Raw genomic sequence first — 25,104 nt, forward strand, 5'->3', positions numbered from 1 at the left:
TGGCCGGCCTGTCGGCAGTCATATCGTCCTGTAGCATTGTTGTTCATCGCATCGACCCCATGAGAATCGCCGCCAGAAGCTGGCTGCCCATGGGCGATTCATTCCAGAAATTTTTTGATTGAGATCCTGATGCCACTGCCAAAAATACCTAGCAAGCCAGCCACCATCCTGGCAACACAAGATTACCCAACCGCAGGCGCCACGCGCCCGGCCGGCAAGAGCCCGGCTGCCAAGAAAGTTGCAGCACCCGTGATTGAAGCGGCACTGGCCGAAGTGGCCAAGCCGGTACGCAATGCCGCCACCAAGATCAAGCAAGTGGCGGCCCTGATGGTCGCCAAGCCGGCGCCAGTCGCAGCAGCACCTGCTGCTGCGCCAGCTGTCATTAAACCTGCCGCCAAGGCCAAGGCGCCGAGCGCCAAGGTCACCCCGATCAAGTCCGTGAAACAGGCGGAGCAGCCGCATCCGGCCAAGCACAAGGCCGTCGAAGTGCAACTGAAATCGTCGGCCAGCCGCGCCGCCGACCAGCGCGGCATCAGCAAGCTGTTCGTGCTCGATACCAACGTGCTGATGCACGATCCATCGTCGCTGTTCCGCTTCGAGGAGCACGATGTCTACCTGCCGATGATGACCCTGGAAGAGCTGGACAACCACAAGAAGGGCATGACGGAAGTCGCGCGTAACGCCCGCCAGGTGTCGCGCACGCTGGACGCGCTGATCAGCAATACGGACGATGACGCCATCGAGCAAGGCATCTTGCTGTCCAAGCTGGGCAACAAGGACGCCAAGGGCCGCTTGTTCTTCCAGACGCGTTTGCAAAGCGCCGACCTGCCAGTAGGCTTGCCAGTCGGCAAGGCTGATAACCAGATCCTGGCCGTCGTGCGGTCGCTGGAAGCGGAACAGGAAGGCCGCCCGGTGGTGCTGGTGTCGAAAGACATCAATATGCGCATCAAGGCGCGCGCGCTGGGCTTGCCGGCCGAAGATTACTTCAACGACCATGTGCTGGAAGACACGGACTTGCTGTATTCGGGCATCGTGCAATTGCCGGACGATTTCTGGAACAAGCACGGCAAGGACATGGAATCCTGGCAAGAAAGCAAGAACGGCTACAGCTCCACCTTCTACCGCGTGACGGGCCCGTTCGTGCCGTCGATGCTGGTCAACCAGTTCATTTACCTGGAACCGAAAAACGGCGAAGCGCCGTTCTATGGCCAGGTGAAACAGATCAACGGCAAGACGGCCGTGCTGCAAACCCTGCGCGACTTCAGCCACACGAAGAACAATGTGTGGGGCGTGACGGCGCGCAACCGCGAGCAGAACTTCGCCCTGAACCTGCTGATGAATCCGGAATGCGACTTCGTCACCCTGCTGGGCCAGGCCGGTACCGGCAAGACCCTGCTGGCCCTGGCCGCCGGCCTGGCGCAAGTGCTGGAAACCAAGCTCTACAACGAAATCATCGTCACCCGCGTGACGGTGCCCGTCGGTGAAGACATCGGTTTCCTGCCGGGTACGGAAGAAGAAAAGATGTCGCCATGGATGGGCGCCTTCGACGACAACCTGGAAGTGCTGAACAAGTCCGACTCCGATGGCGGCGAATGGGGCCGGGCAGCAACGCAAGACCTGATCCGTTCGCGCATCAAGATCAAGTCGCTCAACTTCATGCGCGGCCGTACCTTTGTGAACAAGTTCCTGATCATCGATGAAGCGCAAAACCTGACGCCGAAACAAGTCAAGACTTTGGTCACCCGCGCCGGTCCCGGTACAAAAATCCTGTGCCTGGGCAACATCGCCCAGATCGATACACCGTACCTGACGGAAGGTTCGAGCGGCCTGACTTACGTGGTCGACCGCTTCAAGGGCTGGTCGCACAGCGGCCACGTCACCCTGGCCCGCGGCGAGCGTTCGCGCCTGGCAGATCACGCCAGCGAAGTGCTGTAAAACACGGAGAGCGGCCTCGGCCGCTAATCAAAAAGCCCTGCTGGCAGCGATGCCAGCAGGGCTTTTTTTATCTCTACCAAAAAATCAGTGCTACACTTAGTACTCATATAATCCAATTTGAGTAGTATCATGATCAATTTAATCCAGCAACTCAGTGCCACGCGCCAGGCTATCGGACTCAGCCAGGAAGCGCTGGCGATGCAGGCCGGGCTGAGCCGCATGACGGTGCAGCGCACCGAGGCGGGCAATATCGATCCGCGCCTCTCCTCGCTGATCGTGATGGCCCGCGCGCTCGGCATGGAACTGATGCTGGTGCCGTCCGCCATCCGGCCCGGCCTGGAAGAGTTCGCTCGCTCTGGTGGCAAGTTCCTGGGCCAGCCGGAGGGTGTCGGCGCACCGCCATCGATCGTCGATGAGCTATTGGCCGCAGCACCCGGCAGCAGTCAGCGCTAAATCATGCGCACGGCCATCCGCTACCTGCGGCTATACCTGCACACGCCAGACCAGGGGCGGCGCGCAATAGGTTATCTGTCGCAATATGGCGATATCTTGCGGGTTTCGTTCGATGCGGCATACATAGCGGATACGCACCGGCCCACCTTGTCGCTGGGCTACCTGGGCGGCAATGGCGCCGCCACGCGCGAGATCCTTTCAGCCCCACGCGATATACGCCTGGTCCGCAGCGATGGCAAATGGCCCGCCTATTTCCAGAATCTGCTACCCGAGGGACATAACCGCGAGCGGCTGGCGCAGCAACGCGGTTGCCATCCCGACGATGAATTCGAGCTGCTGGCCGCTGCCGGCCACGACTTGATGGGCGCTGTTGAAGTGTCACCCGTGCCGCCATCGGAAGGCATACCCGATGTGGTGCGCCACTGGCATACGGCGCTGGGCCTGGATGTGCTGGAACCGGGTTTTGTCGAATTCCCCGTCGAGGACGCAGCCTCGCTACCTGGCGTGATCACCAAGTTTTCTGCCGTGCTCGATGATCGCCGTTATATGGTCAAACGCCATGGCGCGGCAGGCGATTACATCCTCAAGCTGCCCAGCAGCCGCCATCCTGAGCTGGTTGCCAATGAATACACTTGCTATCAATTGGCCAAAGGATTGGGCTTGGACTGCGCCAAGGCGCAGATCGTCGCCAGGAAAGACACCGATTTGCCGGAGCACATACCGTTTGACAATATTCTGGCGGTGGAACGCTTTGACCGCTGCGCAGACGGTGGCCGCATCCATATGGAAGAATTTGCGCAAGTCTTGCGCTATGAGCCGCGGCACAAATATGGCAAGGGCATCGCGCAAGACTATGCGGCCATGCTGCGCATCCTCGACCAGCTGTCGACCAGGCCCGCGCAGGACGTGCAGGAATTCGTCCGGCGTTTTATCGCCTTCATTCTGATGGGCAATACCGACGCCCACCTGAAAAACTGGGCTGTGCGCTACCCCGACGGGCGCCATCCGGCACTGGCGCCGCTGTACGATCCGGTGTGCATCACGGCCCTGTTCGACGACGTGCCGCAAAACGACTACAGCATCAACCGTGCTATCGATAAGCAATTGCGCGTCTTCAATTGGCATGATGTTGATACACTGCTACAACAAGCCCGGCTTCCACGCCGAGCCCGCTTGCTGCAACTGGCCAGGCAAGTGGTCAAACAAGCGCAGGCGGACTGGCCAACCTTGCTCAAAGAAGCTCCCGATAATGTACGGCGCTCGATTAGCGCCAGGCTGGATGGCGGGCTTAGCCTCACGCAATAGCCACCCACCTTTTCATTGACCACCATACATGCACCCGGCCGTACAAATACTCGTTTTCACCGCACTCTTTGCCATCCTTCATCTTGCCTTCATGGTGTTCTGCGCCCGTTGCCTGGGCCTCGTCATCCGCAGCATCACCTTCGGCATCGGCCCCACCTGCTACGCCTGGGGCAAGCTGAGCCTGAAGGCCTTGCCCTTCTCGGGCAACCTGACATTGAAAGACTCGCGAGAGGAGGAATTGCAAACGAATGAGTGCCTGGATGCCTTTAATTTCCAGCCAGTCTGGAAACAAGTGCTGCTGCCCCTGAGCGCGCCCCTGTGCCTGTTGCTATTGTCCATGGCAGTGCTTGGTTTTCAGGGCTGGACCAGTTTCCTGTCGGCCTTTGCCCAGATCATCGATGGCGCACTGGCGCCCCTGTCCACCGCGCAAGATTATTTGCATGCCTGGCATCCCTACGCCGCCACGCAGAGCCTGCTCATGGCATTTGCGTTACTGACCACCAAGCTGTGCGCGTTTAACTTGTTGCCGTTCGCTGGACTCAATGGCGGTCAGGCCTTGCTCAATCTTTTGCGCTGGGGCAAACCGGATGCGCCATGGCAAGCATCTGCCAGCAGCTGGCTATTGCTGCCCGGCATTGCCATCCTGGCTTCCTGGATGGCGGCACTCGCCTATCACTTCTTGCAAAAAATTAACTAGCAAATGCCGCACGGCCCGGCAACTTACCCGACCAATACCAGTTTGCGGTTCACGAATTCCATGATGCCCAGGTCGGACAACTCACGGCCGTAACCGGAATTCTTCACGCCGCCGAACGGCAATTCCGGCGCCGTCACGGCCGGCGAATTGATGAACACCATGCCCGTATCGATCTGGCTGGCGAGGCGTTTGCCACGTGCAATATCCCGGGTGATCACAGTACCGCCCAGGCCGAATGGCGAATCGTTGGCCAGCGCGATCGCCTCTTGCTCGTTGCTGACGCGAAACACCATCGCCACTGGCGCAAAAAATTCCTGGTAATACACAGGGTTCGATGCGGCCACGTCGGTCAGGATGGTCGGCTCCATGAAGTAGCCGCTGCGCGCGATGCGCTTGCCGCCCAGCAGGACCTTGGCGCCGCCTTCGAGCGCCTGGCCAACTTGCTTCAAGGCCAGTTCCAGCGCCGCCTGGCTCGACAGGGGCGCCAGGGTCGTTGCTGCATCCATCGGGTCGCCCGGCTGCAGTTTTTCCAGTTCGGCCTGGAAACGCTGCAGGAACTGGGCGGCAATCTGTTCGTCGAGGATGAAACGCTTGGAACCCGTACACACCTGGCCGGAATTGTGCATGCGGCCGATCACGGCCAGCTTGACGGCGATATCGAGGTCAGCGTCGTCCAGCACGATGAAAACGTCGCTGCCGCCCAGTTCCATGGTGCTTTTCTTCAATGCCTTGCCGGCCGTGGCCGCCACGGCGGCGCCAGCCCGTTCGCTGCCGGTCAGCGCCACGCCCTTGACGCGCGGGTCCGCAATCGCAGTCGCCACTTGCTCACTGCTGAGGAAGACATTCGTGTAGGCGCCGACCGGCGCGCCGGCGTCGATGAACAATTGTTCAAACGCCAGTGCGCATTGCGGCACATTGGACGCGTGTTTGACCAGCAAGGTGTTGCCGGCCATCAGGTTTGGGGCAGCCACGCGCGCCAGCTGATAATACGGAAAATTCCACGGCTCGACGCAAAAGATGACGCCCAGCGGACTGATTTCCACGCGGGCTTCACCGCGCTTCACGGCGATGGCTTTTGGCGCCAGGAAGGTTTCCGCGTTGTCCGCATAATAATCGAGGATCTTGACGCACAGCGACACTTCCTGCTGCGCTTCCTTGAACAGTTTGCCCATCTCCAGGGTAATCAACCTGGCAAACTCGTCGCGCCGTTCCTTCAGCAGGGCGGCAGCCTGCTTGACGATGGTCTTGCGCTCGGCATAGCTGCGCTGGCGCCAGTCCGTCTCATACAGATCGGCCGCCACGGCCAGCATATTATCGAGCTGGGCATCGGTGTGGCTGCTGAAGCTTTCAACGATTTGTTCGCTGTAGGGATTGGTGGTCTGATAAGTCATGGTCTATCCTGTGGTTGGCAGTCCGAAGACAGCCAGTATCGCGCCCACCAGGGATCAGGACGGTGCGCAGACGTACATAGCGCACACATCCCTGGCCCGCTTGCATGCCTTACCAACCGCCCCCCAGCGCGCGGAAAACCGCCACTGCCGCGCGCGCCTGGTCGGCATGGATGCGCACCAGCTGGTCGCGCGCGGCCAGCAATTGCCGCTCTTCCTGGAGCACTTCATACAGGCTGCTGGCGCCGCCCAGGTAACTTTCCTGCGCGGCGTCGCGGGCCCGCTGTTCGGCCGCCACCTGCCGCGCCACCTCGACCTGCTCCGCTTCCAGCCCGCTCAAGCTGACGATGGCGTTTTCCACGTCTTCGGTGGCGCGCAGCATGGCCTGGCGATACACGGCCAGCGCTTCGGCATTGGCGCCCCTGGCCTGCGCCACTTCGGCGTCGACCTTGCCAAAATCGAACAAGCGCCAGCGCAAGCCCGCTACCGCTTGCGGTTGAAACGATGCCGCCGACACCAGTCCGCTACTGCCCAGGCTGGAAAATCCCAACAGGGCCGACAAGGACAGCGATGGATAATATTGCGCGCTGGCCACGCCGATCAGCGCATTCGAGGCAGCCAGGCGGCGCTCGGCGGCGATCACGTCGGGACGGCGGCGCAGCAAATCGGCCGGACCTTGTGAACTGGCAATAGCTGGCGTGGCAATGTCCGGCGCAGGAGCACCGAGTTCCCCCGCATAGGTGCCAGGCTGGGCCCCCATCAGCACATCCAGCCGGTTCAGCTGGATATCGCGTTCCGTCAGCAACGGTGGCAGCGTCGCCCTCGCCTGCGCCAGCACGGCTTCGGCCTGGGCCGTTTCGCGCTCGGCCGACAAGCCATCGGCCTGGCGCAAGCGCACCAGCGCCAGCAATTGTTGATTGGCGTCGACCTGCTGCTGCGCCGTGACGATGCGCCGCTGCGCACCGCGCACGCGGAAATAGGCGTCGGCCGCTTCGGCCGCCACGGAAATGCGCACGCCCAGCCGGTCTGCCTCGGCCGCCTGCGCTTCGGCCATGGCGGTTTCCGTGCCGCGCTTCAAGCCGCCGGCCAGGTCCAGTTCCCAGCTGGCGCCCACGCCGGCGTCATAGATCGATTGATTGCGTGCATAGCCTGGCAAGTTGCTGGCGATCAGTCCCAGCGGGCTTTGCAGGGATTGGTGCTGGCGCGCCACGCTGGTATTCAGCTCTCCCGATGGCAATTGCCGGGCGCCCGCCGCATTGGCTGCCGCGCGCGCCTGGGCGACCCGCGCCATGGCCGCATCCAGATCCAGGTTTTGCGCCAGCACGCGCCCGATGATGCGCTCAAGCGCGGCATCGTTGAAACCCTTCCACCAGCTATCAAGCGCGGGCGCCGGCAAGCTTGCGCTGCGTGCATTGTGTCCATCCAGTTTCGCCTGGCCATGATAACTGGCCGGCATCGCTGTCTCCGGCGCACGGTAATCCGGTCCCGCCACGCAGCCGGCCAGCAACAAGGCCAGCAGGCAGCTGCCCCCCATGCGCAAGCTGAAGGGCTGCGCGCCATCGATACGATTGTTCATTTGTTCACTCCCTGTGATGCGGTTTATTGCCGCAAAGAAATTCAGTTCGCCAGGCATTCAATATACTTGCAAACTGCAAGTGACAAGTATATAGTTACTTGCAGATTGAAAGCAATATCAAATAAAGGAAAACCTGACATGACCAGCAATACCGAAGCCGCCGCCACCAAGCTCCCTCCCCCATCCAGCAAGAAACGCCGCGTGCTGCTGCCGCTGGCGATCGTGCTTGCCATCGGCGCCATCTGGTATGGCGCCCATTGGTGGAACGAGGGGCGTTTTATGGAAGAAACCGACGACGCCTACGTGGGCGGCGACATCACCGTCATCACGGCCAAGGTGCCTGGCTATATCGAGCAGGTACTGGTCAGCGATAACCAGATAGTGCACGCCGGCGACGTGCTGGCCAGGCTGGACGACCGCGATTACCGCGCCGCGCTGGACAATGCCGAAGGTGCGGTAGCGGCGGCGCAAGCGGCGCTGGCCAACCTGGAGGCGACGCGCGCGCTGCAGCAGGCGGTGATTGCCCAGGCGCACGCCGGGCTGGCTGCCAGCAGCGCCGAAACCACGCGTGCGCGCGAAGACCAGTTGCGCTACCAAAACCTGGCCGCCAAGGCAGCCGTCTCGCAGCAAAGTGCGCAAAAAGCCGATGCCGACTATCAGCAGGCCTTGGCCGGCGACAAGAAGAACCAGGCGCAGGTGCTGGCGGCCGAGCGCGAGCTGGACGTGATCGGCACCCGCAAGCAGCAAGCCGAAGCGGCACTGGCACAAGCGCTGGCCGTGCGCGAGACGGCCCGCCTCAATCTGGGCTACACGGTATTGCGCGCCCCGATCGATGGCAGCATCGGCAACCGCCGCGCGCGCAATGGCGCTTACGCGGCAGCCGGCAGCCAGTTGCTGTCCCTGGTGCCGGCCCATGGCTTGTGGATCGACGCCAACTTCAAGGAAAGCCAGCTGGCCGGCATGCAGGCGGGCCAGCGCGTGCGCATCGCCGCCGACGTGCTGCCCGGCCATGTGTTCCACGGCACCCTGGCCAGCCTGGCGCCTGCCACCGGCGCCCAGTTCAGCGTATTACCTGCTGAAAATGCGACCGGCAACTTCACCAAGATCGTCCAGCGCGTGCCGGTGCGCATCGCGCTCGACGCCAAGGACGCCACCCTGGGGACCTTGCGTCCGGGCCTGTCGGTCAGTGCCGAAGTCGACGTGCGTCCCCTTTCAGCTGCGGTGACAAAATGAGTGGCGCCAATGCTGCCCCCTGGCAGCCACGGGAATTGACACAAAGCCAGAAAATCCTGGCTTTCGCCACCATGTGCGCCGGCATGTTCATCGCCCTGCTCGACATCCAGATCGTCTCGGCCTCGCTGCGCGATATCGGCGGCGGCCTGTCGGCCGGCGCCGATGAAACCGTCTGGGTGCAAACCAGCTACCTGATCGCTGAAATCATCGTCATCCCGATGTCGGGCTGGCTGTCGCGCGTGATGTCGACGCGCTGGCTGTTTGCCGCCTCGGCCGCCGGTTTTACGCTGGCCAGCATGCTGTGCGGCCTGGCCTGGAATATCCAGAGCATGATCGCCTTCCGTGCACTGCAGGGTTTCCTGGGCGGCTCGATGATCCCGCTGGTGTTCAGCACGGCCTTCTACTTTTTCCAGGGCAAGCAGCGCGTGATCGCCGCCGCCACCGTGGGGGGCATCGCTTCGCTGGCGCCCACCCTGGGGCCGACCGTGGGCGGCTTTATCACCGACCACACGTCCTGGCACTGGCTGTTTTTCGTCAACCTGGTGCCCGGCATGTTTGTCGCCATCGTGGTGCCGATCCTGGTACGCATCGACCGGGGCGACCGCTCCTTGCTGCGCAACGCCGATTACCTGGGCATGCTGCTGATGGCACTGTTTTTGGGCTGCCTCGAATATACGCTGGAAGAAGGCCCCCGGCTGGGCTGGCTGGGCGACTCGGTGATTCTCACCACCGCCTGGATTGCAGGTTTGTGCGGCATCGGCTTTATCTGGCGCAGCCTGGTCTATGAGCATCCGATCGTCGATTTGCGCGCATTGAAAGACCGCAACTTCGCGCTGGGCTGTTTCTTTTCCTTCGTGACGGGCGTGGGCATCTTTGCCACCATTTACCTGACGCCCCTGTTCCTGGGCCGGGTACGCGGTTTCAGCGCGCTCGATATCGGCCTGGCCGTGTTTTCCACCGGCGTGTTCCAGATCATGTCGATTCCGCTGTACACCATCCTGGGCAACCGGGTCGACCTGCGCTGGCTGATGATGTTCGGTCTCGGCTGCTTTGCCTTGTCGATGTACAACTTTGCACCGATCACCCACGACTGGGGCGCGGCGCAGCTGATGCTGCCGCAAGCCTTGCGCGGCATCGGCCAGCAATTTGCCGTGGCGCCCACCGTGACCCTGACCCTGGGGGCCTTGAGTCCGGTACGCCTGAAACTGGCTTCGGGCCTGTTCAATACCATGCGCAACCTGGGCGGCGCGATCGGCATCGCCCTGTGCGCCACCATTTTGAACGACCGCACCAACCTGCATTTCCTGCGCCTGGCCGAACATTTAAATGGCGGCAATGAAGCGATGAACGGCATGCTGAACAATACGGCCGGCAGCATGGCCGCCCTGGGCAACGACGACTGGACGGCGCACACGGGCGCCCTGAAGCAGTTATGGGCGCTGACCTACCGCGAAGCGCAAACGCAAAGCTTTGGCGACATCTACCTGTTCATCATGGTCGCCTTCGTCATCGCCATCCTGCTGGGACCGCTGATGCGCAAGGTGACGCCGCCCAAGGCGCCGTCTGCCGATGGGCATTAAACGCCGTGAAAGTAGCGCCTGTACAAGCAAGCCGTTACAATCGGCCGCTTGTGCAGCGCCACCCCAACCAGCCAGTGAGCATTCAAAAGGAGTCCATCATGAAACCTACGCAATTTTCCGACATGCCGTGCCCGATTGCGCGCAGCATGGGCCGCGTCGGCGACAGCTGGAGCATGCTGATCCTGCGCGACGCCTTCCAGGGCATGACGCGTTTCGACGAATTTGTCAAAAGCACGGGGATCGCGCCGAATATCCTGACGCGCCGGCTGAATGACCTGGTCGACAACGGCATGCTGGAACGCCGCCTGTACAACGAGAAACCGCCGCGCCATGAATACCTGCTGACCGAGATGGGCCGTTCATTCCGGCCCATCATGTTTGCGCTCATTACCTGGGGTAACAAGCACTTTTCGCCGGACGGGATCCGCATGCAACTGGTCAACCGTGAAACGGGGGCTCCGGCCGTGCCCATGCTGTTCGATGCCGAAACGCAACAGCCCTTGACCGAAGAGCGCTACATGGTGGCGCCCGGCCCCGCCGCCAGCGACACCATGCGCGAACGCCTGGCCAACGCCGAACTGCGCCGGCGCGAGCGGCTGGGCATTACGCCGCCCGGGCCGTGATACCCAGCCGCTGCCATCAGATTGCTTCCAGTATCGTTGCCACGCCCTGCCCGCCACCCACGCACTGGGTCGCCAGCGCATAGCGCCGGGACTGGCCAGGCTGCCCACCGCTGCGGGCCAGCAGCGAAGCCGCCTTGCCCGTGATGCGCGCACCTGTCGCGCCCAGCGGATGGCCGATCGCCAGGCCGCCGCCATCGATGTTGACGATGGCAGGGTCGATGCCCAGTTCGCGGATGCAGGCCAGCGCCTGCGATGAAAACGCTTCATTGATTTCCGCCACTGCCAGATCCTGCACGCCGATGCCGGCCATGGCCAGCGCCTTGCGCGTGGCCGGGATCGGGCCAATGCCCATGAAGGCCGGATCGACGCCGACCGACGCCATCGCGACTATCCGCGCGCTGGGCCGTAAACCGTGTTTGGCGGCAAACTCTGCACTGGTCACCAAGACGGCCGAGGCGCCATCCGTCAGTGGCGACGAGGTGCCCGCCGTCACCACGCCCTGTTCGCTGAAAGCTGGCTTGAGCAGGGCCAATGCTTGCAGGGTGGTGCCGGGACGGATGCAGCCATCTTCACTGATGGTCTCGCCAGCTTCGTTGATGATGGGCACGATTTCATCGCGCAGCAAGCCGCTGGCGCGGGCCTGCGCCGCCTTCTGATGCGATTGCAATGCCAGCAATTCCTGGTCGGCGCGGCTCACTTGATACTTGCGGGCCACATTTTCAGCCGTATTGCCCATGCTGATATAGGCGTCGCCATGTTCATACAGCCAGGGATTCGGCGAAAAATTCAAGCCGCCTTGCGGCACCATCGTCATCGATTCGACGCCGACGCATAAATAGGCATCGCCGGCGCCCGCCTCGATCATCGCGGCGGCGATGTGGATGGCCGACATGGAGGAACCGCAAAAGCGGTTGACCGTCATGCCGCCCAATTGTTCCGGCAAGCCTGCCAGCAAGGATACGATGCGCGCCAGGTTATTGCCCTGCGACGCTTCGGGATAGGCGCAGCCGAGGATCACGTCGTCGAGCAAGACGGGATCGAGTCCGCTGCGTTCCAGCAAGCCTTGCACCAGCTGCGCGGCGATGGTGTCGGGCCGGGTCTGCGCCAGCTGGCCTTTGCGGGCAAAGTGAAATGGAGAACGCGCGTAGGCACTGATGACTGCTTTCATGTTCAACTCCCAGGGGTTCGTGTATGAATAAACCAGTAAATTACATGATGATCATACTCTAAAAATCCTGGCATGCCATGCTGCGCCATCCGGCGCGCTCCGCTGCCTGCTAGAAATTCACCTTCAAACTCAGCAGCGCTTCCCTTTCCGCCCCACGGAAGATGCCACCGAAGTATTTTTTGTCGAACACATTGCCGATGTTCAAGGCCAGGCGGTAGCGGGCCGTCTCGTACGCCACGGCAATATCAGTCAATGTGTAAGGGTCGTTCATGTAGATCGTATTGGCCGTACCGTTGTAGGGCGAGGCGCCACGGTAGCGCAGGCCGCCGGCCAGCATCAGGCCAGGCACGGCCTGCGGCCGATAATCGAGCCAGACGCTGGCCGCATGCCGCGTGGTCTGCAGGGTCTGGCGGCCAATCTCGTAAGCGCGGTTGCTTTGGGTGGTGCGCGGGTCCAGATAGGTATAGCCGGTCAATACGCTCAGTTCGCTGAACGGCTTGAACGTAGCTTCCAGCTCCAGCCCCGTGGAGCGCACTTCACCGGTCTGGACGGAAGAACGCGGGTGATCCGGATCGGGCGTCGTGACATTCGTTTGTCTCAAGTCAAACAGCGACGCCGTCAGCATGGTCGCGCTGCCTGCCAGCTGGTATTTCAGCCCCAGTTCCACCTGCTTGCCCTTGCGCGGATCGAACGCCTTGCCATTAAAATCGCGGCCCGTGGCCGGGTCGAACGAAGTTGCATAGCTGGCATACGGCGCCAGGCCATTGTCGAACAGATACAGCAAGCCGGCGCTGCCCGTGGTGGCGCTGTCCTCCATGCGGGTGGCCGAGGAACCCGTCTGCGTGGTGCGCGCGCGGTCGTGGCGCAGGCTGACGTTTGCCACCCATTGACGCCATTTGAGCTGGTTCAGGGTATACATGCCCGTCTGCTTCAACTGCGTGTCGGTGTAGTCCAGCTCGGGCGCATCGATGGCCAGGCCATACACGGGGGCATAGATGTCGAGATTGGGCACGTCCCAGCCGAAACCGAGGCCGTCGTTTTCCTGGTATCTCAGGTAGTCCACACCGACGATAAAGCGGTGCTCGACGTCGCCCCAGCGAAAGTCCTGCTGCGCGCGGCTATCGACGGCCAGGGTCTTGCCATCGACTTTTTCGGCCAGGCTGCCACGCGTGGCCGTGCGGCCATCGGCCAGCAAATCCATGGCGTAGATATGCTGGTAACCCACCTTGATGGTGGAATAGCGCAGGTTTTGCGTCAGCTTCCAGCCGCTTTGCGTGGTATGTTCAAACTGATAACCGAGGGCGCGCGTATCGCGGTCGAAGTAATCGAAAGACGGGTCACCCGCCGTGCGGCTGACCGGTAAATTCTTGATTTGCGGATACACGAACAGGCTGGGCCACCATGGTTTCGGCGTGCCCTGCTCTTGCGAATAGGTGCCCAGGACCGTCAGGCTGGTATGCTCCGAAATTGCCCAGCGCAAGGAGGGCGAAATCGAGACGCGGTTGTTTTTTGAATCGAGCGGGCGGTCATCGGCGTCGCGGCCCGTCATGGTGACGCGGTACAACAGGTCATTATTGCCAGCAATCGCGCCACCGAGGTCGGCGTTCAGCTGGTAGCGATTGTAGCGGCCGACCGAAAAACCCACGCTGTTGACGTGATCTGCTTCAGGCAGTTTGGAGGTGACGTTGATCATGCCGCCGGGACGGCCCTGGCCATAAAACACGGAGGCCGGTCCCTTGATCACTTCCACGCTGTCGATATCTTCCATGTCGCTATTCCAGGAGCCATAGCTGCCGGCCGACAGGAATTTCAAGCCATCCTGGTAATACGAACTGCCATCGCTGAAACCGCGGATGGTGGCGCCCGACATGCGCACGTCGGCACCGGTCACATCCGTCAGCACGCCCGCCGTGTAAGCCAGCGACTGTTCGATGCTTTTCGGCGCCTGCGTCTTGAGCTGCTCGCGCGTGACGACGGCAATCGCGCGCGGCGTCTCGATCAAGGGCGTGCCCATCTTGGTAGCAGCAGCGCTGACGGGCACATAGCCGCGCGAGACGGTTGCCGTGCCCGCATCCTGGGTGGCGCTGACGGAAATCAAAGGCATCACCTTCTCGGGCGAGCTGGCGGCAGATGGCGGCGCGGCGCGCAGTACATAGCTGCCCGCTGCCAGTTCCACCGCCTGCAAACCCGTGCCTGCCAGCAAAGTGGCCAGCGCCGACTGCAGCGTGTGCGATCCCTGCAAGCCGGCCGTGCTCTTGCCGCTGGCTTGCTCGGGCGTGTAGGTCAGCAAGACATTGGCGCTACTGGCCAGGCTGCGCAGCGCGGGCGCCAACGGGCCGGCAGGGATGTTGTAGGCCAGGCGTGCCCCCTGCGCCTGCTGGCCAGTGGTCACCTGCGCTTGCGCCAGCGCGGGCACGCCGGCAGACAGGGCCAGGCTGCAGATGGCCAGCGAGACGGCGCGGGCGAGTGGCGTAAATTGCAAGGAGTGACGGTGTTGCTTGCTACGGACTGACATAAGTAGTGCCTCTCAAAATAGCTGCTGAAATGATTCCCCTACTTAGCAGGTGCCTTGAGAATGCGTATCGGTCAGGCTCAGAATAAAAAAAATGCCTGCCGGCAGCGTGGGCTGGCCGGCAGGCATGAGAAGCAGCGACGATCAGTTGACCCGCTTGGCCGGCATGTCCTGCCCTTCCTGGCGCAACACAAGCTGCCCGATCTTGCCGTCAGCATCCTTGCTGAAACGTACTTCCGCATCGACTTCATTCGAGAAGAAAGCCGTATCGCTCATCGGCAGCATCGTCAGCTTGCGGAAACCCGTGACCTGGGCAAAGAACTTGTCGCCTTCGCGCGTCACTTCCAGGTAGACCTGGGGCGCCAGCGCATATTTGCCCACATAGGCATCGAACTGCGCGTTCGTCATGGCGACCACGGTGCGGGCCGGCTTGGCAACGCTGGCGCGCTCGAAGACCGATTTCGATTCGCCCGCGTCATTGAGGATCAGTTGCGCCTCGCCTTTCGGTCCCCGTTCGAACTCGGCCGTGGTCAGGGTATTTTCAATCAGGAAGCCATTCGGCGAATACGCCAGCAGGCGCTGTGCGGGACGGCCCGTGCGTTGCAGCAACAGATTACCTTCGAAGTTGCGGATCGTGTAGCCGGCGTTGTCATTGATTTTATACACGCCCGCGTAGGCGTCTAGGATGGCAGGCTTGAGCGTGATGACCTTGATCTCGGGATAGGGCCGGCCAACGGCGACAGCGGCTGCCTTGCGGGCCACCACGTCGGGATCGACCAGGCCTGTATCCGAGTTTTCCAGCACGGCCACATACACTTTTTCCTTCGGCAAGCGCATCGCGTAGGTGGCAAAGCCGTTGATGCCGCCACCGTGATGGATTACCGGCGTGTTTTGCCAGGTGCCCAGCATCCAGCCATAGCCATAACGGGTGGCCTTGCCGTCGTTCAGCTTGGCCGGCGTGAACGCCTGTTGCCAGGTAGCGGCCTTGAGCAGCTTGCCTTCGGAGATGGCGGCGTCCCAGCGGGCCAGGTCATCCACGGTCGAGACCAGCGCACCGGCCGCGTAAGGCTGGCTCAGGCTCAGCGGCAGGTTCGGCACATACGCCTCCCCCGAACGGATATGGCCGGCTGCGCGCTTGACGGGCGCGCGCTCATGGCCTTCGTAGGCGGTATCGTTCATGCCCAGCGGCACAAAAATCTGCTGCTCGACGAACTTGGCGTAGGGCTGGCCCGACGCTTTTTCTATGATGGCGCCCAGCAGGAAATAACCGGAACTGCTGTAGCGCCACTGCGACCCCGGTTCAAAGTCGAGCGGATCGTTCTTGAAGAAATCGATCATCTGCGCCACGCTCAGATCCTTGGTGCTGTTGGGCACGAATTCAGGCTTGATGGTGTAGTCGTGGATGCCGGACGTGTGGGTCAGCAATTGTTCTATCGTGATCTTCTTGCCGTGAGTCGGATAGTCGGGCAGGAAGCGGGTGATGTCGTCACTCAGCGCCAGCTTGCCCTGGTCGGCCAGGATCAGCGTGGCGACGGCCGTAAATTGCTTGGAAATCGAGCCCAGGCGCAGCGACATGTCGGGCGTCAACGGCTGCCCATCCTTGACGCTGGCCAGACCATAGGCCTTGCGCAACAGCGGCTGGCCATCCTTGACCACGATCACCACGGCGCCCGGTTCGGTCGACTTGAAATACGGGGCGATGCTGGCGTCGATCTGCGCGGCCAGCGCTTGCTGGCGCTGGCTCAGAGGAGCGGGCTGGTCAGCCCAGGTGACAGGGGTTTGCAGCAGGATCAGGGTGGCGAGACAAATGCTGGAAACTTTAAACATGTAGAGCACTTTCCAAAGGAGGATGAACAAGCATGGCCGAGCTCCAGACAGCGGCGATCGGTCTGACGTTACGTCTTAGAAAATATTTCTAAGGCGCAAAAATCAGAGTAACAGACGCTCCTCTTGCAATTCTCTCCATTTGTCACTTTGGAAATCATTTCAAGTGGGCATCCAGGATTTTTACTGACGCATGGCAACGCCTTCCATTACACTCAACCTTGCAACAAACCAATAAGGATATTTATTTCTACGCTAGCTGCATACAGTCGAGGCCTGGCCCTGTGGGTAATACGCGCCTACCAGCGCCATCTGTCGCCCTACAAGGGATTTTCCTGCGCCTACCGCGTGCTGACAGGACGCGACAGTTGCTCGGGTTATGGCTACCGCGCCATCGCCCGCCATGGATTGATCACGGGCTGGGCGCTGCTGCGGCGCCGCTTGCATGCCTGTGGCACACGCCACCGCGAACACCTGGCGCAGCATCCCTCCACTTTTATGACGGCCCGGCATCGAGCGCAGGCAGGTTTTTGCGACCTCCCCACTACAGACTGTGGCGATTGCTCCTGCGACTGGGGCGACGCACTCGATCTACTGAGTTGCGACTGGCCCCATCGCAAGAGCGCGACACCATGGCGTAACAGTTATACTGAGAGCAAGCAACTGAAGCGGCAGCAAGTGGCACATCGCCAGAAAATCGCGCGCATGCAAGCGCCTGAAAATGAAGGTTGATGAAATTTACTTACAGATTGAAATATTCATTCGAAAAATGAATACCACCTATCGCAACTATGAATTTGCCGACTGCAAGGCGGCGGCCTATACTGCTGCCGTCTCCCCTACACTGCCTCCCATGCACACCCAGTCCAGCCCGCGCACACAGCGGGTTTTTTGTACCCGGCAATTGCCATTCAGCAACTTCACCTTGTCCGGGAGCGCAGCATGATCGTGCGTGACCGCCCCTCGGCGTTAAAACTGTTCCTGGTCGTGCGCGGTTCCGTCCTGCCCCGCATCCGCACGACCCTGATCGTCAATACGCTGTTCGCTGCCTTCATCACCTGGTGCCACGGCACCCTGTTCGACCACAAGGTGATCCTGACCACCATCCCGTTCACCCTGATCGGCTTGCCACTGGCGATCTTCCTGGGGTTCCGCAATACGGCCGCCTATGACCGTTACTGGGAAGGGCGCAAGCTGTGGGGTGAGCTGGTACTGCGCTGCCGCAACTTTTCACGCCAATGCCAGAGCATGATACGCAGCGACACCCCGGCGCACGCCAAACTGGGCCTGGATGATGTGCGCGTGCGCATGATTTACCGGACCATCGCTTTTTGCCATGCGCTGCGCCACCAGTTGCGCGATACGCGCGGGCCAGCCGAGCTGCAGCCGCTGCTGCGCCCGGCCGAGTGGGAAGCGGCAAACAAGGCGTCGAACCCGTCCGATTACCTGATGCTGCAAATGGGCCACGACCTGGCCGATTGCGTGCAGCAAGGCCGCATCGACAGCATGCTGGCCGCACAGATCGATGGCACCATCAGCGCCATGGTCGGCGCCGGTGCATCGTGCGAACGCATCCGCAGCACGCCGATTCCGTTTTCGTATTCCCTGCTGCTGCACCGCACGGCCTACCTGTATTGCTTTTTGCTGCCTTTCGGCCTGGTCGATTCGCTGGGCTTCATGACGCCGTTCGTGGTCGCCATCGTCGCCTACACCTTCTTTGGCCTCGATGCGCTCGGCGATGAAATCGAAGAGCCATTCGGCACCGACGCCAACGACTTGCCTTTGAGTGCCATGTGCCGCGCGATTGAAATCAATCTGCGTGAATCCTTGCAAGACGACAACTTGCCGCCCGCCATGAAGGCCGTCGATTTCACACTGAATTGAAATACAGCACAGCTTTCGCTTGACCTTGCCACCGGGGGAAGGCTTACAGTGCAGTCACTTAACCATTACAGGAGTGCTTGTCATGTATCAATTGCAAGTAGAAAACATGAGCTGCGGCCATTGCGTCGGTTCCGTCACCAAGGCCGTGCAAGGCATCGACCCGGCCGCCCAGGTGCAGATCGACCTGGCCAGCAAGAGCGTGAAAGTGGAATCGTCGGGTGCGCTCGACAGCATCAAGGCCGCCATCGTGGAGGCGGGCTACCCCGTGACCAGCGCACAGTAAGTGCGCGGAATATAAAACAGCCGGCTGATACGCCGGCTGTTTTGCTTTCAGGCATCGAGTTCAGGATAGTGCCGGAAAATACCATCCTGATTGAAAGCTATCCTGCGCTTCGACTTCAGGTAGCGGGCAATATTGGGCCGTGCCGCCACCCTGTCGTGCAGATCGAACAAGGCTGGATATTGCGGCGCCAGGCGCGCCATGGTCTTTGGAAAAGCATACGACAAGCCGGCCAGCATCTGGAATAGCGACAGGTCGCCATACGTGAGTTTTGCGCCCACCAGCCAGCCGCCACGGCGCGGATTGTTGGCCAGCACCTGCGTAAAGTAGGCGAGGAATTTCGGCAGGCGGGTGTCGCGAAAATCCTGTGCGCGCACAAGCGCCGCCGGTTTCTGTTCTTTGTAATACTGGTTCATCGACAGCGGATGGTGCGTATCGTGCACTTCCGTCAGCCAGTCGGCCATGGTCAGCTGCAGCTGGTTCAGCCACAGCCGGCCTGCTTCCGCGCGCGGCGCCAGGCCCAGCCGCCGCCCCAGGTACAGCAAAATGTTCGGCGTCTGGCCGATCAGCAAGTCGCCATCAGCCAGCACGGGCGGCGCGTAGGCAGGATGCAGCGTGCTGGCGCCATCGAGGCAAGCCAGCACGGCCGGCACGCCCAGGCCGTTTTTTTCAGGTTGACGGGCAATATCGACATAGCTGGCGCCCGCCTCTTCCAGCGCCAGCCGGATGAATTCACCACGCCCCTGTATCGTGGGCCAGTAATACAGTTGGTACGCAGCGCTCATCATCCACCCTTTCGGTCAAGACATTCAGAAGTCCATTCTGGCGCTCAGTTCCACTGTCCTTAACGGCGCCAGCAACACCTGGCTGCTTGCGCGTCCGCCATAATCCGCATACAGCTTGTTGGTCAGGTTACGCACGCGCAAGGTGATCGTAGCATTGTTTATCCGATACGCCGCGCCGGCATCGGCCGTCGTGTGGCCGTTGATGCGAATCTGGTTGGCCGTGTCCGTGAAACTGGCGCCCGTATGATTTACCCCAAGAAAGACCTCCGCCGGCAACGCGTCCGCTTTCCAGGTCGAGAACAGGTTGTACACGCGCTCGGGCACGTTGGTCGGCACGTTGCCGATGCGCGACACTCCCCCTGCTTCGATCAGGTTGTCGAAACGGGCGCGCAGCAGCGCCGCGTTGCCGGACAAGCTCCATTGCCGCGTCGCCCGCCATGCCGCCGTCAATTCCAGCCCCTGCGACGATTGCTTGCCGTTATTGACCGTCAGGTTGGGATTGTTCGCATCACGCGACAGCACATTATCGAGTTCGATGCGGTACAGGGCGGCCGTCCAGCTCAGGCGCGCATCCGGCGAACTTTGCTTGAAGCCGATCTCGGCCTGCTTGCCGCGCGAGGGCGCAAATGCCGTATTGCTTGCCGAATACAGGAACAGCGTGCTGACAGGCAAGGTAGCCGTGGTGTACTGGGCGTAGGCACTGCTGCTTGAATCGATCTCATACACGCCACCCAGGCGGAGCGAGGTGGCGTTCAGATTGGTGCTGAAAGCCGTCAAGCTGCCCGTGTTCAGGTCGCGCACCGAGCGGTCCAGGCCGGTATGGTCATACCGCACGCCACTGACCACGGTAAAGCGGCTGCCCAGTTTCAATGCGTCTTCCAGGAACAGCGCGGCGCTATCGATATCGGTGGTGGTATTGGTCCGGTTGCCGGCGCCGGTCGACAGCGTTGGCGAGGGGTTGTAGAAGCCGACCTGGGGCGCGAGGGCGGAAGTGGCCAGCAGCGCGCGGGTGGCGCTGCTGCCATCCGAGAAACGGCGTTCGCTGTCAAAGCCGGTCTTGCCCAGCTCCGTGCCGATCACAAAGCGGTTGGCAAAGCCGGCCAGGCTGCCTTGATGACTGAGATCAAAACGGTCGGCCACATAATGCTGCTCGTGCGTAATCAGGGTCTGGTCACGCACGATGGTGTCCGGACTGACAAAAACAGCGCTTTCCGAATTCTTGAACAAGCGATGCGCCTGGTTGATGGCCAATTCATTTTGCCAGCGCCATCCCGGCGCCAGGTTGCCGCTCAGCTTGATACGTCCCCAGTAGGTTTCCGAACTGTTTTCATTGTCCAGGACGTTGTAGTTATTGCCGGCAATGCGACGATCGATCACGCGGCCATCGGGCGTACTCACCACATTGGTCGGCTCCGTGGCAAACGTGCGCGGCACCAGCGGCGTGCCGAAATACCCCTGGTTATTGTCTTTCAGATAGTCCAGGCTGGCTTCAAGCTTGACGTCTTGTGGCAGATCAAAGCTGACGGCGCCCGTCAGGTGGTCGATTTTCTCACCGGCATTCGGCACCACGCCCAGCTTGCTGTCGTTGTGGCTATAGTCGAGGCGGTACGCGCCATTCGCCCCGATGGCGCCGCCCAGGTCCACGGCGGCGCGGTAAGCGCCATGGCTGCCGTAGGACAACATCAACTCGCGGCTGGTGTTGCGCTCGGGTTTGCGCGTCACGACGTTGACGATGCCGCCGATGGCCGTATCGCCATTGAGCACCGAGGCCGGTCCCTTGAGTATCTCGATGCGTTCGTAATTCCAGGTGTCTTCCACCCGGTTGGTGATGCCGGCGGCGGAACTGCGCATGCCGTCATACAGGAACAGCACGTTATTGAAACCGCGCATCGACACGCTGGCCGGCGCCGATGGCGGATTGCCGCCGCTCACGCCGGCCGCGCCGCGCAAGGCGTCCAGCACGGTACGCTCGCCCCGCTGCTGCATGGTGTCCTGGGTGATGACTTCCACCGAGGCCGGCGTTTCGCGCACCGTCAATCCCAGCCGGCTGGCAACGCCTGCATGGGAGTCCAATGGCGCGGCGCCGCTGTCGCGCGTGCCGGGCACTTCGACCACCGCGACCGGTGGCGCGCCATCCTGCGCCCATACCGTACCTGCACTCAGCATCGCCAGGGCGGCGGCCTTGTAAATCTGTCTGTTCATTTTTTGCATGCTCTCTTTTGGTGGTGTGATGGTTTTTTTAGATGACTTGATAGCGCCGCAAACGCCAGCCGGCAAAGGCCAGCAGCAGCAAACAGGGCGCCAGCAATTGCCCCAGGGCGATAAACGCCCCCTGCCTGACGACGGCGGCGTCTTCCTCGCGCCAGCTGAAGCGGGGGATGGTGGCGAAATCGGCCACGCTCAGGGCTTTGCCGGCATCGATGCGGCGAAAGAAGAATTGCTTCCACGCGGCGTGATAATCCGACGTTTGCTGCATGAACCAGGCATGGCGGCGCTGGCCGGTGCCGGCCAGGGTGCTCATGGCTTCCGCGGCGACGGCGGCCGGCGACAAGAAGCTGTAGTGCTCCACCAGCGCCTGCCGCAACGCTTGCTGGCGATCAAAGCGGGCCAGTTCGGGGGCGATCTGCTGGTCGACTTCGCGCTCGATGAAAAACATGCCGCGCAGCCGCCCCGCCATCTGGATGCTGCCGTCTTTCGGCACCAGCACGCCGGGTTTGCCCACATGCGCATAATCGGTGCTGAGCAGCTTGTTGTTGCGCGCCATCGCCTCGGCCGTCAGCACCCGGGTGCGCGTGGCCAGCTCGGCGCGCGAAGGCGACGGCACGGCCCGGTTCACGGCCAGGTTCAACAGGGCGGGCAATACCAGCACCAGCATCACCCAGGCGATGATCAGCACCATCGCATTGCTGGCCGACGATTTGCCGCAGGCATTGACAGCGAGCACCAGTGCAAACCAGAACAAGGCATACACGCCCACCGTAGCCAGCCAGGCCAGCGGGGCAAACAGGCCGCCGCCGAGCGCAGCGGGCTGGGCCAGCAAGAGGATGGCGGCCGGCACCAGTACCGCCAGCGCCAGCAAGATCCCTGCCCGGCTGACCACTTTGCCGATCAGCAAGGTCCACAGCGCCAGCGGCTGCGACATGAGCAGGCGCAAGGTGCCGCTTTCGCGCTCGCCCGACAACAGGTTGTAGCCCAGCGCAAAGATCAGGAACGGCAGCAGGTAGACCACCACGAAGGACAGGTCGAAATGGCCGCTCAGCAGATTCCAGGGATTTTCGCTATCGTTGTTGCCGATAAAGCTGATCTTGCTTTCATAAGTCACCTTGTATTGGCTGGGAAACAGATCGTCCTGGCCCAGGGCGATGGCCGCCAGCGGGGCGGGCGGCAAGATGGCGTGGTGCGCACCGTAGCCGCCCCCCATATGGGTGGGATCGGCCGGGTTGTCGAAGGGGCCAGGAATCACGTCGCCCGCCATGATGTGTTCAAGTTTCACCAGTTGCTGGGCGCGTCGCTGCAAGTCGTCATGCACGATGGCGGCCTGCGCATCCTTGTGCAGGGTGGCCTGGTGGATGCCGTTCGACAAGGCATAGACGATCAACAGCAGGAACACGATACCGACGACCCAGAAACTGCGGTCAGCTGCGAGCAGGCGCAGCTCTTCCGCCATCACCATGCGCAGACGGCGGCCTTGAGAGAGTTTTTTCATGATTTTTCTTAAAAAGCGCGCTGCCGCACAGTAGCTTGCCAGGCAAACACAAGGGCCAATGCCAGGGCGGCGCACAGCGACAGCAAGCTGCGCCCGCTGCGCTCGATGGCCCAGGCGGCAGCGGGGGGATGGTAGTCAAAGGCCGGGATGCGTTTCCATAATTCCGGCCCGGACTGGTAAGCGAAGTGCTGGCCGCCCAGCACGTCGGCGTGCTGGACCAGGTCTGCGCTGACGATGTTCTGGATCAGCCGTCGATGCTGCTCCGCCGCCGTGGTAAAGCTGCGGTGGTGGCCGAAATCCGTGCCCGCCGCATTGCTCGACAGCGCACGCATGGCCAGCATGGGCAGCACGGCGCCACTCCATTCCTGCACGCCCTGCTGGCGTTCCCAGGTATCCCACAGGCGGCCGAAATGGCGGTCGAATACGGCATAGCTGGCATGATCGTCGAGCTGCAGGGCGCGGCCCCACTTCGAGAGCGGCACGTCGCGTCCCCAGCGCTCGGTGGTGCCGAAATTGGCCAGCCACAGACGGTCGGAAGTCGCTTTCAGGTCGGCGCCCAGTTGCTGGTTGAATTGCAGCTGGGTCGGCGTCGGATAGAGCCGGCGCGACAGTTCGGCCATCACGCGCGGCGCGATCACGGCGTTGCCGATCCACAAGGCGAGCAAGACCGTGATTGCCACGCGCGAAGTCGACGCAAGCGCCGACACGCCCAGGGTCAGGAAAATGAACACGGCAAAATACAGGCAGTAGCACAGCACCAGCCAGCCAAACCGCAGCAAGGTATCGCCGTGCGTGCCCGGGTCGGCGCCCAGCATGGCGGCCACCCCGGCGATCACGCCAGCGGGCGCCAGCAACATCAGCAGGCTCAGGCCCAATGCGGCCGCCTTGCCCCACAACATGCGCGAGGCCGGCAGGCCCAGGCTCAGCGCCTGGCGCAAGATGCCCTGCTCGCGCTCGCCGGCAAAGGCATTAAAGCCCAGCACGATCACCAGCAGCGGTCCCAGCACCTGCAAGATCCAGCCGGCCGACAGGTCGCCAAAGCGCTGCAGGCCGGTGGCGTCCTGCGCGGGCCGGAACATCACATCGCTCTGGCGGTGCGCCTGCAGCCAGATGGTGCTGCCGATATACGGATTGATACCAGGATCGATCAGCGCCAGGGCCGCCTCGGGCTTGAATGCGTGCATGCCTTGATGCGCGGCATCGTGCGGGTGGCGCCGCCCCTGCTTGAGCCAATCGGCATAATCGGCGCTCTGGGCCGCGCGCTGTTCGGCACGCGCCTGCTGGCGGTGCTGGTAGCCGATCGCCAGGGCAGTCAGCAGCAGCACCATGATCATGCCGCCGGCCCACAGCAGGCGGCCATCGCGCCAGCGTTCGAGCACATCGCGGCGGGCCATCAGCCAGATCATAGCGAGGCTCCCATATGGCGCAGATACACAGCCTGCAATTCGCGGTCGCTGATCTCGGCGCTGGCAAAATTTTCCACCAGCTTGCCCTGCTTCATGATGCCGATGCGGGTGCCCGTATGGCGCGCGTGGAACAAATCGTGGGTGGTGGTCAGCACGGCCACGCCGTTGGCGCTGGCGCGTATCAGCAAGTTCGAGAATTCATTGGCCGCGTGCGGGTCGAGGCCGGAAGTGGGTTCGTCCAGCAGCAAGGCCTTGGCCTCTTTCGCCAGGGCCACGGCGATCCACACCTTTTGCCGCATGCCTTTCGAATAGCCCGCCACGCGCCGGTCGGCGACGGCGGGATCGAGGCCCACTTCTTCCATCAAGCCCAGCAGGCGCGCACGCGGCAGTTCATGTCCCAGCGCCAGGGCCGAGAAATAACGCAGGTTTTCCAGTCCGGACAGGGTGGGATACAGATTGACCTGTTCTGGAATATAGGCAACGTCCTGCTTGCTGCGCAAGGGATCGCGCGTGACATCGACACCATTGATCCATGCGCTGCCAGCGCTGGGCGCAATGAAATTGAGGAACAGGTTGATGGTGGTGGTTTTGCCTGCGCCATTGGCGCCCAGCAAACAAAAAATGTCGCCCGGTGCGACACATAAGTCCAGGCTGTCCAGCGCAGTATGTTGACCATAGCATTTGCGCAGGCCGATTGCTTCAAGCATAAGTCACTCTCTTCTGAAAGCGACAGAATACCTTAATGAGAA

General features: G+C 61.8%; 21 protein-coding genes. 11 read left to right on the forward strand and 10 right to left on the reverse strand.

The window, feature by feature from the left end; genetic code table 11:
* Window positions 1–129: 129 nt before the first annotated feature.
* The 4 genes from ACL9RI_RS10465 (at window position 130) to ACL9RI_RS10480 (ending at window position 4,390) form a co-directional block, all read left to right on the forward strand.
* The gene (locus ACL9RI_RS10465) at window positions 130–1,935 is read left to right on the forward strand and encodes a PhoH family protein (protein WP_422726494.1); all 1,806 of its coding nucleotides are present in this window, start codon (window positions 130–132) and stop codon (window positions 1,933–1,935) included.
* 129 nt (window positions 1,936–2,064) lie between these two features.
* Window positions 2,065–2,388, forward strand: coding sequence for a helix-turn-helix domain-containing protein (locus ACL9RI_RS10470; protein ID WP_422726495.1), 324 nt, complete (start codon window positions 2,065–2,067; stop codon window positions 2,386–2,388).
* 3 nt (window positions 2,389–2,391) lie between these two features.
* Entirely contained in the window at window positions 2,392–3,693 is a 1,302-nt protein-coding gene (locus ACL9RI_RS10475; protein ID WP_422726496.1) for a type II toxin-antitoxin system HipA family toxin, read from the forward strand.
* Window positions 3,694–3,784: 91 nt separating this feature from the next.
* Window positions 3,785–4,390, forward strand: coding sequence for a site-2 protease family protein (locus tag ACL9RI_RS10480; protein ID WP_422726497.1), 606 nt, complete (start codon window positions 3,785–3,787; stop codon window positions 4,388–4,390).
* Between the two features lie 23 nt (window positions 4,391–4,413).
* Here ACL9RI_RS10480 and ACL9RI_RS10485 read toward each other — a convergent pair whose 3' ends face one another.
* Both ACL9RI_RS10485 and ACL9RI_RS10490 read right to left on the reverse strand, forming a co-directional pair.
* Window positions 4,414–5,781: an NAD-dependent succinate-semialdehyde dehydrogenase gene (locus ACL9RI_RS10485; protein ID WP_422726498.1), complete on the reverse strand. Its 1,368-nt coding sequence runs from the start codon at window positions 5,779–5,781 to the stop codon at window positions 4,414–4,416.
* Between the two features lie 109 nt (window positions 5,782–5,890).
* Entirely contained in the window at window positions 5,891–7,354 is a 1,464-nt protein-coding gene (locus tag ACL9RI_RS10490) for an efflux transporter outer membrane subunit (RefSeq protein ID WP_422726499.1), read from the reverse strand.
* Between the two features lie 138 nt (window positions 7,355–7,492).
* Here ACL9RI_RS10490 and ACL9RI_RS10495 point away from each other — a divergent pair, with 138 nt between their 5' ends.
* From ACL9RI_RS10495 to ACL9RI_RS10505, 3 genes are all read left to right on the forward strand, one after another.
* Complete coding sequence (locus ACL9RI_RS10495; protein ID WP_422726500.1) at window positions 7,493–8,587, forward strand: HlyD family secretion protein; 1,095 nt, start codon at window positions 7,493–7,495, stop codon at window positions 8,585–8,587.
* Window positions 8,584–10,167: a DHA2 family efflux MFS transporter permease subunit gene (locus ACL9RI_RS10500; RefSeq protein ID WP_422726501.1), complete on the forward strand. Its 1,584-nt coding sequence runs from the start codon at window positions 8,584–8,586 to the stop codon at window positions 10,165–10,167. The genes ACL9RI_RS10495 and ACL9RI_RS10500 overlap by 4 nt, the downstream gene beginning before the upstream one ends.
* Window positions 10,168–10,265: 98 nt before the next feature.
* Window positions 10,266–10,790, forward strand: a complete 525-nt coding sequence (locus ACL9RI_RS10505) for a winged helix-turn-helix transcriptional regulator (protein ID WP_422726502.1) — start codon at window positions 10,266–10,268, stop codon at window positions 10,788–10,790.
* A gap of 16 nt (window positions 10,791–10,806) precedes the next feature.
* On the opposite strand, the gene ACL9RI_RS10510 is transcribed toward ACL9RI_RS10505, so the two are convergent.
* The 3 genes from ACL9RI_RS10510 to ACL9RI_RS10520 form a co-directional block, all read right to left on the reverse strand.
* Window positions 10,807–11,958 carry a thiolase family protein gene (locus ACL9RI_RS10510; protein ID WP_422726503.1) on the reverse strand — a complete coding sequence of 384 codons (1,152 nt, stop codon included), beginning with the start codon at window positions 11,956–11,958 and terminating at the stop codon, window positions 10,807–10,809.
* A gap of 109 nt (window positions 11,959–12,067) precedes the next feature.
* Complete coding sequence (locus ACL9RI_RS10515; protein ID WP_422726504.1) at window positions 12,068–14,473, reverse strand: TonB-dependent siderophore receptor; 2,406 nt, start codon at window positions 14,471–14,473, stop codon at window positions 12,068–12,070.
* Between the two features lie 141 nt (window positions 14,474–14,614).
* Window positions 14,615–16,297, reverse strand: a complete 1,683-nt coding sequence (locus tag ACL9RI_RS10520) for a serine hydrolase (RefSeq protein ID WP_422726505.1) — start codon at window positions 16,295–16,297, stop codon at window positions 14,615–14,617.
* 123 nt (window positions 16,298–16,420) lie between these two features.
* On the opposite strand from ACL9RI_RS10520, the gene yidD reads away from it, so the two are divergent.
* The 4 genes from yidD to ACL9RI_RS10540 all read left to right on the forward strand — a co-directional run bounded on the left by yidD (window position 16,421) and on the right by ACL9RI_RS10540 (window position 18,461).
* Complete coding sequence (gene yidD / locus ACL9RI_RS10525; protein ID WP_422726506.1) at window positions 16,421–17,026, forward strand: membrane protein insertion efficiency factor YidD; 606 nt, start codon at window positions 16,421–16,423, stop codon at window positions 17,024–17,026.
* Entirely contained in the window at window positions 17,016–17,240 is a 225-nt protein-coding gene (locus ACL9RI_RS10530; protein ID WP_422726507.1) for a hypothetical protein, read from the forward strand. The genes yidD and ACL9RI_RS10530 overlap by 11 nt, the downstream gene beginning before the upstream one ends.
* Window positions 17,237–18,178, forward strand: coding sequence for a bestrophin family protein (locus tag ACL9RI_RS10535; RefSeq protein WP_422726508.1), 942 nt, complete (start codon window positions 17,237–17,239; stop codon window positions 18,176–18,178). Before ACL9RI_RS10530 ends, ACL9RI_RS10535 begins: the two co-directional genes overlap by 4 nt.
* Before the next feature lie 82 nt (window positions 18,179–18,260).
* A complete protein-coding gene (locus ACL9RI_RS10540; RefSeq protein WP_422726509.1) occupies window positions 18,261–18,461 on the forward strand; it encodes a heavy-metal-associated domain-containing protein in 201 nt (66 codons plus the stop codon).
* Between the two features lie 47 nt (window positions 18,462–18,508).
* On the opposite strand, the gene ACL9RI_RS10545 is transcribed toward ACL9RI_RS10540, so the two are convergent.
* The 5 genes from ACL9RI_RS10545 to ACL9RI_RS10565 are packed head-to-tail and all read right to left on the reverse strand — an operon-like array spanning window position 18,509 to window position 25,062.
* On the reverse strand, window positions 18,509–19,243 hold the full coding sequence (locus ACL9RI_RS10545; RefSeq protein ID WP_422726510.1) for a glutathione S-transferase: 735 nt from the start codon (window positions 19,241–19,243) through the stop codon (window positions 18,509–18,511).
* A 24-nt stretch (window positions 19,244–19,267) separates the two neighbouring features.
* A complete protein-coding gene (locus ACL9RI_RS10550; protein WP_422726511.1) occupies window positions 19,268–21,445 on the reverse strand; it encodes a TonB-dependent receptor in 2,178 nt (725 codons plus the stop codon).
* Between the two features lie 37 nt (window positions 21,446–21,482).
* Window positions 21,483–22,949 (reverse strand): ABC transporter permease subunit, encoded by a 1,467-nt coding sequence (locus ACL9RI_RS10555; protein ID WP_422726512.1) that lies wholly within the window; start codon window positions 22,947–22,949, stop codon window positions 21,483–21,485.
* Window positions 22,950–22,957: 8 nt separating this feature from the next.
* Complete coding sequence (locus tag ACL9RI_RS10560) at window positions 22,958–24,355, reverse strand: ABC transporter permease subunit (RefSeq protein ID WP_422726513.1); 1,398 nt, start codon at window positions 24,353–24,355, stop codon at window positions 22,958–22,960.
* A complete protein-coding gene (locus tag ACL9RI_RS10565) occupies window positions 24,352–25,062 on the reverse strand; it encodes an ABC transporter ATP-binding protein (protein WP_422726514.1) in 711 nt (236 codons plus the stop codon). The genes ACL9RI_RS10560 and ACL9RI_RS10565 overlap by 4 nt, the downstream gene beginning before the upstream one ends.
* Window positions 25,063–25,104: the final 42 nt, after the last annotated feature.

Source organism: Janthinobacterium sp. Mn2066, assembly GCF_049319705.1.
GTDB lineage: Bacteria > Pseudomonadota > Gammaproteobacteria > Burkholderiales > Burkholderiaceae_D > Janthinobacterium.